15 protein-coding genes are annotated in these 12567 nt (G+C 63.0%); 11 read left to right on the top strand and 4 right to left on the bottom strand.

The annotated features are described in order from the left end of the window. Positions 1-22 precede the first annotated feature (22 nt). Positions 23-907 carry a LysR family transcriptional regulator gene (locus NTD82_RS06550; protein ID WP_262128131.1) on the top strand — a complete coding sequence of 295 codons (885 nt, stop codon included), beginning with the start codon at positions 23-25 and terminating at the stop codon, positions 905-907. On the opposite strand, the gene NTD82_RS06545 is transcribed toward NTD82_RS06550, so the two are convergent. Further along, a complete protein-coding gene (locus NTD82_RS06545; RefSeq protein ID WP_262128130.1) occupies positions 908-1363 on the bottom strand; it encodes a flavodoxin in 456 nt (151 codons plus the stop codon). 122 nt (positions 1364-1485) lie between these two features. Here NTD82_RS06545 and NTD82_RS06540 point away from each other — a divergent pair, with 122 nt between their 5' ends. Both NTD82_RS06540 and NTD82_RS06535 read left to right on the top strand, forming a co-directional pair. Further along, a complete protein-coding gene (locus tag NTD82_RS06540) occupies positions 1486-1944 on the top strand; it encodes a PAS domain-containing protein (protein ID WP_095154450.1) in 459 nt (152 codons plus the stop codon). Between the two features lie 58 nt (positions 1945-2002). Further along, positions 2003-2611 (top strand): hypothetical protein, encoded by a 609-nt coding sequence (locus NTD82_RS06535; RefSeq protein WP_095154448.1) that lies wholly within the window; start codon positions 2003-2005, stop codon positions 2609-2611. Between the two features lie 6 nt (positions 2612-2617). Here NTD82_RS06535 and NTD82_RS06530 read toward each other — a convergent pair whose 3' ends face one another. Continuing rightward, entirely contained in the window at positions 2618-3562 is a 945-nt protein-coding gene (locus NTD82_RS06530; RefSeq protein WP_262128129.1) for a MerR family transcriptional regulator, read from the bottom strand. A gap of 214 nt (positions 3563-3776) precedes the next feature. Between NTD82_RS06530 and NTD82_RS06525 the strand changes: the two genes are divergently transcribed. The 8 genes from NTD82_RS06525 to NTD82_RS06490 all read left to right on the top strand — a co-directional run bounded on the left by NTD82_RS06525 (position 3777) and on the right by NTD82_RS06490 (position 11343). Next, a complete protein-coding gene (locus tag NTD82_RS06525) occupies positions 3777-4358 on the top strand; it encodes an antibiotic biosynthesis monooxygenase (RefSeq protein ID WP_262128128.1) in 582 nt (193 codons plus the stop codon). An 84-nt stretch (positions 4359-4442) separates the two neighbouring features. Next, positions 4443-5135, top strand: coding sequence for a dihydromonapterin reductase (folM, locus tag NTD82_RS06520; protein WP_175652060.1), 693 nt, complete (start codon positions 4443-4445; stop codon positions 5133-5135). A gap of 14 nt (positions 5136-5149) precedes the next feature. Continuing rightward, positions 5150-5446: a DUF1244 domain-containing protein gene (locus NTD82_RS06515; RefSeq protein ID WP_095154441.1), complete on the top strand. Its 297-nt coding sequence runs from the start codon at positions 5150-5152 to the stop codon at positions 5444-5446. Then, positions 5439-5780 (top strand): HopJ type III effector protein, encoded by a 342-nt coding sequence (locus NTD82_RS06510; protein ID WP_262128127.1) that lies wholly within the window; start codon positions 5439-5441, stop codon positions 5778-5780. The genes NTD82_RS06515 and NTD82_RS06510 overlap by 8 nt, the downstream gene beginning before the upstream one ends. Positions 5781-5956: 176 nt before the next feature. Beyond that, positions 5957-7087, top strand: coding sequence for a hypothetical protein (locus NTD82_RS06505; protein WP_262128126.1), 1131 nt, complete (start codon positions 5957-5959; stop codon positions 7085-7087). An 85-nt stretch (positions 7088-7172) separates the two neighbouring features. Beyond that, positions 7173-7703: a sigma-70 family RNA polymerase sigma factor gene (locus NTD82_RS06500; RefSeq protein ID WP_262128125.1), complete on the top strand. Its 531-nt coding sequence runs from the start codon at positions 7173-7175 to the stop codon at positions 7701-7703. Further along, positions 7700-8662, top strand: coding sequence for a FecR domain-containing protein (locus tag NTD82_RS06495; protein WP_262128124.1), 963 nt, complete (start codon positions 7700-7702; stop codon positions 8660-8662). Before NTD82_RS06500 ends, NTD82_RS06495 begins: the two co-directional genes overlap by 4 nt. 191 nt (positions 8663-8853) lie before the next feature. Beyond that, complete coding sequence (locus NTD82_RS06490; protein ID WP_262128123.1) at positions 8854-11343, top strand: TonB-dependent siderophore receptor; 2490 nt, start codon at positions 8854-8856, stop codon at positions 11341-11343. 45 nt (positions 11344-11388) lie between these two features. On the opposite strand, the gene NTD82_RS06485 is transcribed toward NTD82_RS06490, so the two are convergent. Beyond that, positions 11389-11943: a nucleotidyltransferase family protein gene (locus tag NTD82_RS06485; protein ID WP_262128122.1), complete on the bottom strand. Its 555-nt coding sequence runs from the start codon at positions 11941-11943 to the stop codon at positions 11389-11391. Between the two features lies 1 nt (position 11944). Then, positions 11945-12508, bottom strand: a complete 564-nt coding sequence (locus tag NTD82_RS06480; RefSeq protein WP_262128121.1) for a hypothetical protein — start codon at positions 12506-12508, stop codon at positions 11945-11947. Positions 12509-12567 lie beyond the last annotated feature (59 nt).

Below are 12567 nucleotides of genomic sequence, written 5' to 3'. Positions count from 1 at the left end.
ATTCCAAAACGGAATCCAGACCATGGACTTCAAGCAACTGCGCAGCTTCATCGAAGTGGTGCACCGCGGCGGTTTCACCCAAGCCGCGCAGACCCTGCACATCAGCCAGTCCGCCGTGAGCAAGCAGGTGGCGCAACTGGAGCAGGATCTTGGCGTGGTGCTGCTGGAACGGCACGCGTCGCGCCTGCATCTGACCGCCGCTGGCAAGGTCGTGCTGGAGCGCGGCGAAGACATGCTGCACCTGCGCCAGGCCCTGCAGAACGAACTGGACGACCTCAGCCAACTGGCCCGCGGCGAGTTGCGCCTGGGCCTGCCGCTGCTGGGAAGTGATGCGCTGTTCGCCGGACTGTTCGCCGAGTACCGTCGGCGTTATCCGAATATCACCGTGCACCTGCTCGAAGGCGGCAGCCGTTCCATCGAACAGTCGGTGCTCAGTGGCGAACTGGAACTGGGCGGCAGCCTCACGCCGCAGGACCCGGCCTTCGACCATCAACCGTTCTGCAACGAGCCGCTGGACGCGCTGCTACCGCTGGACCATCCGCTGGCCGGCAATGGCAGTGTGCAGTTGGCGGAGTTGGCGCAGACGCCGTTCCTGCTGTATCAGCGCAGCTTCGTGCTGAATGACCGGCTGCTCAGTGCCTGTCAGGCCTTGGGCTTCACGCCGAAGGAAGGTGGCCGCAGCGGCCAGGCGGACTTTCTTGCCGCGCTGGTGGCCGCCGGCCAAGGCGTGGTGTTGCTGCCGCGCGTGGTGGCGCGGGCGCTGGAGCGGCCCGGCGTGGTTCGCCTGAGCCTGACCGAACCCCGCGACCTGCGCTGGGACATCGCCTTCATCTGGCGCCGCGGCGCGTACCTGTCGGCGGCGGCGCGGGCCTGGTTGCAACTGTTGCAGGAAAACCCGCCGGGCTGATCAGCCCCGCAGCTTGCCGATGAACTCGGCCAGCCAGGGTTCGGCATCGGTTTCCGGGGTCACGGTTTCGCTGGCGTCCAGGCGCAGCATCGGCTGGACTTCCTCGACGCCCAGTTCGGCGAACAGTTCGCGCAGTTGCTCGCCGCCGCCACAGAAGGTATCGCCGTAGCTGGAATCGCCCAGCGCCACTACCGCACCCGGCCGACCACGCCACGCGGCCGGCAGGCTGTCACGGATTTCGCTGAACAGCGGCACCAGGCCGTCAGGCAATTCGCCCATGCCAGTGGTGGAAGTCACGGCAAGAAATGCTTCGGGGGCGAATGCCTGAACATCGGCGAGGGTCGCACGGGCAGCGTGCAACGTGTCAAAACCCGCAGCCTTGAGCAGTGACTGGGCATGACGGGCGACTTCTTCGGCGGTGCCATAGACCGAGCCGGACAGGATGACGACTTTCATAGCGGATTCCGTAGCTGAGCAAAAGCGTAGGATACTAACACCCGTCACTGGCAAAAGGCCTTATCCGCCGACCGCCAATGCACTAGAATTGCCCACTCCAGTTGCCTACGCACCGGTTACCCATGATCAACGCCACCTTGCTGCAACGCATGATCGATGCCTCCAACGACGGCATCGTGGTCGCCGAACAGGAAGGCGACGACACCATCCTGATCTACGTGAACCCGGCGTTCGAGCGCCTGACGGGTTACGACGCCAATGAGATCCTCTACAGCGACTGTCGCTTCCTCCAAGGAGACGACCGCGACCAGCCCGCTCGCGAGCGGATTCGCCAGGCGCTGCAGAGCGGCCAGCCGTGCCGGGAAGTGCTGCGCAACTACCGCAAGGACGGCAGCGCGTTCTGGAACGAGCTGTCGATCACGCCGGTGTTCAACGAAGCCGACCAGCTCACCTATTTCATCGGTATTCAGAAAGACGTCAGCCGCCCAGTGCACGCCGAGCAGCGCGTGGCAGAACTGGAACGCGAGCTGGCCGAGGCTCGGGAACGCATCCTGCGCCTGGAAAACGACCAGCGGTCCTAAACCAAGGCACGGATTTGCTGTCCACTTATCACCCGGAAAATTCGCGGCATTCCCTATCATGCAAGCCGATGCCCTTCTGACTCAGGATGAGCTGGACTTTATCCAGAGCGTTCACCGCTCGCCCCAGCTCAACCGCGTCGACCCCAACTCCAGCCTGCGCCTCAATGGCCGCAGCGAAGTCCAGGCGTTGCTCACCCGACTGGTGGCCAATGAGCAGGTGACCGTGCAGGCGCAGTTCGAGAACCAGCAGATGAGTTTTCCGCTGGTGCTGGTGGAAGATGAATTCCATGCCCTGCACCTGCAAGTCGGCGCCCCGAGCATCTATGAAGAAGGCGAAGTGGTCCGGCCCTGGCGCCTGACGCTGGACACGCCGGTGATGCTCGAAGACGAACTGGGCCTGAGCAGCGGCCTGAAAGTCCGGGAAATTTCCTTCAAGGGTGCGCTGGTGGAAGTACCGGCCGGCAAGAAATCGCCAAAAACCTTCAACCTCTGGTTCAGCCCCGACGGCATCGCGCCAATCGCCCTGCGCGGCACCTTGCAACGGCTGACCGCCGAAGGACTGGCGGCCTACAAGTTGAGCCAGCACCCGCCGGAAGAAATCGAGCGGCTGCGCCAGTACATCCTCCAGCAGCACCGCCTCGCCCACCCGGAACTGCATTCTTCCTGAGCGGCGTCAGGTATCCAGATGGCCGTCCAACGCTTGTTGCAGACGCCGCCGCATCAAACGCCCCTCGCCCCCCAGGCAGATAATCTGCGAACCGACCAGGCTGTCCTGAGCCAGCTCCGACCCTTCGCCGGCAAACAACAGCGGGCAATCCAGCGCCAGTGCCAGGCGCGCCAGACGCTTGGGCAGATCGGCGGCGGGTGAATGGTTGGAGAACAGCACCAGCGCATCCGGCGCCATGCGCTCGCAGACCAGGCTGAGTTCTTCCAGCGGCTGGCCCGGCGCCAGGACCGACACCGCAATCTCGCTGCTGCCCAGCAACAAGGCACACACCAGCAGCTCCAGCTCCCGGCACTGCTCGGGCAGCGCCGTCAGTACCACGCGGACCTCCTGTTGCTCCCGCGCCAGCTGCAGGCGCTGCCAGGCCCGGGCGCGCAGGAAGGTGTCGAGAAACAGCCACTCGCTGGTGCGGCCAAAGCCGTCATGGGCGATCCGCAATTCCTGCCAGACCGGCATCAGGATGTCCTGGAACACCACGCTTAGCGGATAGCTGGCAAAGACCTGCCCGTAGACCCGCTCCAGCCGGACTTCATCGAACGCCCGCACGGCCTGGCCCAGCAGCGCCTGCCATTTTTCGTGGTCGTCGACGGACGGCGGATCGGCCACTTCGCTGGGCCGCACCTCACCGCCGCGGTTGCGGGCGAGAATCTTGCCCACCTTGCTCACCGCCACGCCGCGCTCAATCCAGCCAAGGATATGGCGGACCTCGTCGATATCGGCGCGGGAATACAAGCGGTGCCCACTTTCGGTGCGCGTCGGCTGGATCAGCCCATAACGGCGCTCCCAGGCACGCAGGGTGACCGGGTTGATGCCGGTCAGGCGCGAGACTTCACGGATGGGAAACAACTCTTCGTGTTGCAGCCCACGGTCCGTGAGTGAGGTCGGGTCGATCATCGCCGGAGCGCCGCCTGCTGTAGGAAATGTCCGGCATTCTACCCCTTCACATGCTCTTCGGGCCAAAGGCCATCTGTGCACTCCGTCACGCCAACACTGACGAGTCACGTAATTTACGGAATAATCCTTGCTTGTTTTCGGACGCAGCCCAACACCCCGGGCTGCGTTCCATGGTCGCGGCTACCCGCTGCGGGCATTCGTCAGGAGATACACGATGTCTACCCCTCCCGTTACCCTGATGGTCGCGCGGCGCGTCGCCGAAGGCCGTTACCAGGACATGATCGCCTGGCTGCACGAAGGCGAGCAGCTCGCCACCGATTTTCCCGGCTACCTCGGTTCCGGGGTTCTCGCACCGCCGCCCCAGGGCGACGAGTTCCAGATCATCTTCCGCTTCGTCGACGAAAAGACCCTCCACGCCTGGGAATTTTCCGCCTCGCGCAGCGCCTGGCTGGCCCGCGGCAACGGCTTGTTCCAGCAACCCACCGAACAACGCGTCAGCGGCATCGAAGGCTGGTTCGGCAACAGCACCGCGCAGCGCCCGCCGCGCTGGAAGCAGGCGGTGGCAATCTGGCTGGCGTTCTTTCCGGTGTCGCTGGCGTTCAACCTGCTGTTCGGTCACTGGCTGGCCGAACTGAGCCTGCTGCCGCGCATCCTGCTCAGCACCCTTGGGCTGACGCCGCTGATGGTCTATTTCTTCATTCCGCTATCGACCCGCTGCCTGGCCAACTGGCTCAATGCCCCGGCCAAGAGCCCACGGCCAGCAGCGCCCGGGCCCGGTCCGCTGGAAAGCCGCTGAGGGCCCCGGGGGCGGTCAATGGCGACGAGTTCGGGTATGCTGGCACCTGACCCTGCGAACCTGAAAAGTTGATCGTTCCCGCTTATGAACAGCCCAATCCTAGTTACCGGTGGCAGCCAGCGAGTCGGGCTGGCGCTGGCCACGCAACTGGCGCAGGCCGGCCACACGGTCGTCAGCGCCAGCCGCAGCAAGAATCCGACCGCGGCGCATCCGAATATCATCCAGTTCCAGGCCGACCTGTGCAGTGAACGGGACCGCGAAGCCCTCATCGAGCACCTGCGCAGCCACTACGACGGCCTGCGCGGCATCATCCACAACGCCTCGTTGTGGCTCGACGATGACCTGAACAACCTCAACACCATGTTCAAGCTGCACGTCGAAGCGCCGTACCACCTGAACCTGGCGCTGGGCGAGCAACTGCTCAAGCTGGAAAAATCCGACATCATCCACATCTGCGACGAAACGTCGTCCCGCGGCAGCAAGAGCCATATCGGCTATGCCGCGACCAAGGCCGCGCTGCAGAATATGGTGCTGTCGTTCGCAGAAAAGTACGCCCCCAGCGTGCGGGTCAACGCCATCCTGCCGGGGCTGTTGATCCTCAAGGAAGGCGGCGACGAGCACTACCGCCAGCAGACCCTGAAAAAGGCCCTGCTGGAATTCGAGCCCGGTGCCCAGCCGCTGATCGACGCGGTGTTGTTCCTGCTCGAAAGCCAGTACAGCACCGGCAGCAGCGTGGTCATCAACGGTGGCCGTCATCTGAAAAACCGTATCGCCTGACAACGAGAACGCCCATGAGCCCGCAAGAACAACTCGAACTCGAAGCCGCGGCATTTCGTCGCCTCGTCGAACACCTGCGCAACCGCACCGATGTGCAGAACATCGACCTGATGAACCTGTCCGGTTTCTGCCGCAACTGCCTGTCCAAGTGGTACAAGGCGGCTGCGGACGAACGCCAGATCGAGGTCAGCCTGGATGACGCCCGCGAGGTGGTCTACGGCATGCCTTACGACCAATGGAAAAGCCAATACCAGAAAGAAGCCAGCGCCGAGCAGCAAGCCGCGTTCGCCAAAGGAAAACCGCATGACTGACCTGAACACCCTGCGTACCCGTCTCAACAGTGGCGAGCACGCCTTCGCCGACACCCTGGCGTTCATCGCCGAGCACTATGACTACGAACAGCGCGCCTTCAACAACGGCGGCGTGGAAAGCACGGCCGGACAAAACGAAGGTTCCTGCAAGACCCTCGGCCTGGCCCTGCTGGAAGGCCTGAGCGATCAGGAAGCGCTGCTGGCGTTCGGCGAGCATTACCGCTCGGTGCTGGCCACCCCTGAAGGCAGCGACCACGGCAACATCCGCGCCCTCATCGCCCACGGCCTGGCCGGGGTGAAGTTCGACGGTGAGCCGCTCAAGCGCAAGGCTTGAGCCGTCCAGAGCAGGCCCGCCTTCGATGGCGGGTCTGCTCCACCGAAACCCTCCTTCCGCGCACGTCCATCAACCCCCTCCCCTGCAACAAAAAGATCGACTATTGTTCAGCGCTCGCGTAGTTGCCATTACAGTGACATCGCACCCACAAAGCGCGGTTCAAGGAGCAGTCGAGCATGTTTGATCAACTGGAGCTGGCCGAGCACGCGCAAGCCAGGTGGGCACTCGGGGCGGTCGAGAATGTCTGCGGCCTGGCCGCACGCAGGCTGGTCGCGCAACGCCTGAGCCGGGCGACCCTGGCGCAGAAAAACACCCTGACCCAGGTGCTGACCGACTCCGCGTCGGACCTGAAGCGGGCTTACCTGATCATGGATGTGCTGGCCCGGCCAGATTACGTCCGCAGCCTGTGGCCGCACATGAACCTCTCCGAACGGGACGTGCGCAACAAGCTGCGTAACCTGTGCCCCGACTTCAACAACGCCGAAGTCAGTGGCTGGGGTTATCGCTGCACCTACAACCCGCTGGTCCCCCACGGCGAAACGTTCCCCATGCTGGTGCACGGCTTCGGCGCCCAGAAAGAAGTGGCCAGCGATGACGCCGGCTGGGCCGATTACGTGATCGGTGAAGGCTCGGCGCCCAACCGGGTGATCGCCAAGCCGGTGCTGCGCTCGCTGTCCAACCCAGCGACGATTTCCAGCCTGGTGCTCAGTTGCAGCCTGCTGTCCAGCACCAAGTGCTCCACGGCCTCGCCGCTGGGCTGGATCATCAATGCGCCGGTGTGGAACATCTTCGGCTTCGCCCCTCGCGACATCCAGTTTCCCAACGACAACGCCCGCACCATGAATGGCATCGACCAGGCCCGGGGCATCGCCAAAGGCCAGAACAACATGGCCTTGAAACACGCCTTGCACAGCTACCCGAACCTGGCCCAGGTGATCACCCAGACCCAGGGCACCGGTGGCGAGTCGCACTACAACGAGATCGTGGTGCTGGGCACCTCCCGGCTGTTCAGCACCGCCACGACGGTGACCGGCATCTTCATCAAAGTCTGCGTTCACCAGGGGCATCAGTACCTGGTCGATGCGATCGATCCGGAGCTGTACGACGTTCCGGGGCTTGGCAACGTCATGGGGTTCTATTCCGACGACCGGGTCATCAACGCCATTACCCACTGCGCGCGAACCTACAACCTGCCGATAGTGCCGGTCGTCGATGACAAGCTGCAGGGCCTGCGTACCGAACGCCGCTTCGACGTGGTTTTCAATGGGCTGACCATCCGCAACAACTGGAACTGCGCGTTGGCGTGAGGGGCGCCGAAAAAACTGTCTGTTTGCAAATGTGAGCGCCGCCATTACACTTGCGACCGATTCCCATTAACAACTGGAAACATCCATGGACAGGCAGGTGGTCGAGGCTTCGCCCGAGTCAGGCGTGCAGATGCAGATCCGCGACCTCTATGCCGATCATCACGGCTGGCTGCAAGGCTGGCTGCGTCGACGCCTCGCCGACCGGGAACATGCCGCCGATATCGCCCAGGACACCTTCCTCCGCCTGCTGGCCACCCGCCGCCTGCCCGGCTTCGGCCAGGGCCGTCAGTACCTGCTGCAGATCGCCCGCAATCTGGTGATCGATCAATGGCGCCGCCAGCGCATCGAGCAGGCCTACCTCGACACCCTCGCCCACGCCGAAGACGCCATGGAGCCCTCGCCTGAAACCCGCGCCCTGATCATGGAAACCCTGATGCGCATCGACCGCATGCTCGACGCCATGCCGGCCAAGGTGCGCGAGGCATTCCTGCTGTCGCAGTTCGAGGGCCTGAGCTACGCACAGATCGCCGAACGGCTGAACGTCAGCCTGAGCGCGGTGCAGAAGTACATGACCCGGGCGATCCAGGCCTGCTACGCGGTGATGTACAGCGAATGAACCCGCACACCGACGCGCCCATTGCCGAAACCGTGGTACAGCAAGCCAGCTACTGGCTGATGCTGCACTGGCAAGGCTCGCTGGACAGCCGGCAACAGGCGGGCTTCGACGCTTGGCTGGCCGCCGACGCCGAACACCGCCGGGCCTGGTCACGGCTGGGGCGCTTGCAGCAGGAGCTGACTCAGCTCCCTGCGGCCACCAGCCTGAACGTGCTGCGCCAGCAACCGGAACTGCGCCGCCGCCACACCCTGAAGTTGCTGACCACCCTGTTGTTGATCGGCGGCAGCGGCGTCATCGTCCAACGCACGTTGCCGTGGCGCGAGGCCATGGCCGACCTGCGCAGCGGCGTCGGTGAACGCCTGCAACGCACTCTGGACGACGGCACCCAGATGGCCCTGAACAGCGGTAGCGCGGTGAATATCCGCTACAGCGCAAGCGAGCGACGTATTCAGTTACTGGGCGGCGAACTGCTACTCGACAGCGGTCACGACCCGGCCAAACGCCCGTTGATCGTCGAGACCGCTGCCGGTGAGATCCAAGCCCTCGGCACCCGTTTTGCCGTGCACGAAATCGACGGTGGCAGCCGCGTCGACCTCTATGCAGGCGAACTGGAACTGCGCCCCCGGCATGCTGAAACCTCGCGCCTGCAGTCCGGCCAGCAACGCTGGTTCTCCGCCGAGCGCAATGCCGACATCGTCCCGGCCGACCGCAACGCCATTGCCTGGAACGAAGGCCGGCTGATTGCCGAACGTATGCCGCTGGGCCAATTCATCAAGGAACTGTCACGCCACCGCCCCGGCATCCTGCGCTGCGACACAGCCGTCGCCGACCTACCGCTGACCGGCGTATTCCCCCTGGCCGACACCGACCGCGTACTGGCCGCCCTGCAACAATCACTGCCGGTCGAGGTGCAGCGCGTCACCCGCTACTGGGTGACCGTACGGCCAAGAAACGAGTAACTGATCGTTCCTTACGCTTTGCGTGAGGATGACGCGGCGTGTGCGACGTGGGAACGGTCAGTATTTGTCTCTGACTTGAAGCTTGGAGCTTGGAGCTTGTCACTTTTTTCAAAAGTCCATTGTCGGTTTCGCCAGCTCGCTCGGGATACCTCTTGAACCCAATAAAGAAGCATTCTCAGAGGACCCCCGGAATGCCGCACCTGCCCGCCACACAACGCTCACCACTCAGCCAGTCGATCACGCGCGCCCTGTTCGCCGGCCTGCTCGCCACCAGCCCGTTACTGGTCATCGACACCGCCCTGGCACAAACGGCCAGCACAGAACAAAACCGCAGCTACGCCATCCCCGCCGGCAACCTCGACCAGACCCTCAATCGCTTCGCCAGCGAGGCGGGCATTCTGCTCTCCGTAAACTCGCGGCTGACTACCGGCAAGCAGAGCGCAGGCCTGAATGGCAGTTATTCTGTGGACGCCGGGCTGACGCAGTTGTTGGTTGGCACGGGGCTGAGGGCGCTCAAGGCTGGAGAGAACTATGCGTTGGAAGTGGTCGTGGAAAGTGGCGACTCGTTGGAACTTGAAGCGACGAATGTCACGGGCACACACTCCAGCATCGCCAGCGAAGGCACCGGCTCGTATGTAGCGCCTGGACCAATCGGCGCGGCAACGCCGCTGGGCCTGACACTGCGCGAGACACCGCAATCTGTCAGTGTCGTGACCAAGCAGCGAATGGAAGACCAGGGGTTAACCACGATCGGCGATGTCATGGCGCAGGTGCCGGGCGTCACCCAGTATTCGCTGGGGAGTGAGCGCGCCGGGTTTACTTCTCGCGGCTATGCCATCTCCAACTATCAGCTCGATGGCATCAGCACCAATGCTTTTGGCGAAGGACTATCGCCTCAGGTAGCCCAGAGCACGGCGGATATGGCAGTTTACGACCGCATCGAGGTGTTGCGTGGTTCTTCGGGCCTGATGAGTGGCGCGGGCGATCCGTCTGGCACCATCAACATGATCCGCAAGAAACCTACCACCCAGTTCCAGGGAAGCGTCGAGGGCGGCGTCGGCTCATGGGGCGAAAAACGCAGCATGCTGGATCTTTCCGGGTCGCTCATCGAGTCGAACAAGTTGCGCGGTCGTGCCGTCGCGGCCTGGCAGGATGGTGATAGCTTCATCGACCATTACGGTCTCGAAAAGAAGGTTTTTTACGGCGTACTGGAAGCCGATCTTACGGACAGCACTCTTCTTACCGCAGGTGTCGAACATCAACGCCGTGAAAGCCACGGCTCGCTAGCCTTCCTGGGTTTCCCGCTTTGGTACAGCGATGGCTCACGCACCGATCTTTCGCGCTCTTTCAGCCCGGCCAGCCGCGACAACAGCTACGACAGCAAAAGCACAACGGTTTTCGCTAGCCTTGAGCAGGCGCTGGCTCACGACTGGAAGCTGAAAATTTCCGCCAATCACCTGAGTTCGTCACAGCGTGAAGATGTGATCTACCTGGACGTATCGGCGGGCTTTGCCAATTCGCAGACGGGTGATGGACTTAGTCTGAGTGCCGACCGCCGTGATCATCGCGTGAGGCTCGACAGTGTCGATGTCAACGTGCAAGGCCCGATAACCCTCTTCGGCGCCCAGCACGACATCGTACTGGGCGCCGATTATCAGGACGTCACCAACTATACGATTGGCAGCTTCGATCAGGGCGGCCTCAACTACAGCGCAGCGAATCTGTACACCTGGGATCGTAGGGGCGTCGGCCAATATGGGGATGCTCTGGTCAGGTTCGATAACCCCATGCGTCAGTCAAGTGTGTATGCGGCCGGCCGTTTCACACTGAGCGAGCAACTCAAGTTGATCCTGGGTACCAAGGTGTTCCGCTATAGCTCCAATGCAGTCACCAACAATCCTACGTACAACTACTACAGCGCCAAGCCAGCATCGGAGAACAACCTTTGGACACCCTACGGCGGGCTGGTCTACGACATCAATGAGACTCACACGGCGTACCTCAGCTACGCAACCATCTACAAACCGCAGACGGCCCAGGATCGTAATGGCCAACTGATCGACCCACGCGAAGGCGCCACCCTCGAAACCGGGATCAAGAGCGAATGGCTGGGCGGTGACCTGAGTACCGCCGTCGCGCTTTACCAAATTCGCCAAGACAATCTCACAGAAACAGACCCCGGCTACACCATTCCTGGCACCAACAATGCTGCCTCCCGAGCCATCAAAGGTGCCAAGACCCAGGGACTCGACGTGGAGGTTACCGGCGCGATGAGCAGCGACTGGAACGTCTCGGCCTCTTGGACCTATGGCCAATCGAAGAACGCCGAAGGCGAGCGCATCACTACCACCTTCCCCCGTCATCTGGTCAAGCTATGGACAACCTACCGCCTGCCGGGCGATTGGAACCGCCTGACAGTAGGCGGTGGCGCCAATTGGCAGAGCAAGACCTACTCCACCGTCGACACGTGGCAGGTGAGCCGCAGCCTGTACTGGGAGCAGAAACCCTATACCGTGGTAAACCTGATGACCCGCTATGACATCAGCGACGATCTCTCGGCAACGTTGAACGTCGACAACCTGTTCGACAAGAAGTACATCACCTCAGTCTCCGACTGGTGGTTCTCCGGCTACTACGGCGCGCCGCGCAACGTGATGGCGAGCCTCAAGTACTCGTTCTAAGGGCAGCCACGGCGACGCGGTGGCGGGCTTGCCCGCCCCGCACATTCAGCCCGCAATGGTCAGCCAGTTCCAGCGCTCCTGATAACTGCGAGCCTTGCGCAGAAACATCTCCGGCTGATGATTCAACGGATTGCTGCGCAACACGCCCTCGCGCAGATCGTCCAGCCCATGGCTGCTGTACAGCGTCCGGCTGCGCACATCCAGGCCGATGCAGGTGGACGTCACCAGGTAACGGTCGATGCCATCCGTGGTCTTGAGCAACGGCGCATAGGGCACGCCAAACCGCGCCTCGTACCAGAGATGCACTCGCGCCTGGTTGCGCACTTCGACCTTGTCCGCCAGTTCCCCGCAGGCCTCACGCACGCGCTGGATCACCCGGTCTTCGGCGTCCCAGGACAGGTTCTCGTCGAAGTATGCCACGTCGTAGTCCTTCACCCCCCAGTCCAGCGGGCGGCCGGACCGCTCGTTCCACAGCGCCTGGAACAGACAACCGGCCACCAGCATGCACTGCGGCAGGTCGAGGTCGTCGAGCACGGTCAGCAAGCGGGCGTTGACCGGGTTTTGCAGGGCGATTTCGATGACGTCCTGTTCACTGAGCATGTCAGATCGACTCGTTGCGGCGCGGGGTCTGGATGTCCCATGAGGACGGCGGCATGTCGAACAGCTTGTCGAGGTCGAAGCGCAGGTTTTCATCGCGCAGGCCGATGATCACCACCACCAACAGCAGCAGCGCGAGTCCGCCGTCCGCCAGGCTCCAGCGCGGCACTTCGCTTGCCCGCCCACGGCTGCACCACCAGGCCTGGCCGGCGCAGAACGCGCCGAGGGCGATCACCCAGAGGTAGTAACCGGCGGCGAAACCGCTGACGTCGTGGAAGCTGTAGCTGTGGTTATCCGGCAAGCGCTCGATGCCGTGGCTGGCGAGGGCCAGGTACAACGACCAGAGGCCGAGCAGCAGCGAGAACCAGCGCCAGCGCCGGCGCACCAACAGGGCCAGGCCGAACAGCGGATTGGCGAACCAGCCGAACAGACCGAAGACAATGCCCCAAGGTCCTTGAAGCAGCATCTGCAAGGCGGGCATGGCGCCGCCGCCGGCGAGGTGCACGGCATCGAAGCAGAGGGCCAGGAGGTAGAACAGAAGGCTGACGGAAAGGTAGAAACGCGCCATGCGGCGACCCTGGATGAACAAATTGAGAGCCGGACAATACCGCAAATGGGGCCGTTTGG

Source organism: Pseudomonas sp. 5P_5.1_Bac1, from assembly GCF_025466015.1.
Classification (GTDB): domain Bacteria; phylum Pseudomonadota; class Gammaproteobacteria; order Pseudomonadales; family Pseudomonadaceae; genus Aquipseudomonas.
The sequence above is the reverse complement of the archived record's forward strand: the minus strand, read 5'-3'. Positions and strand labels throughout refer to the sequence as shown.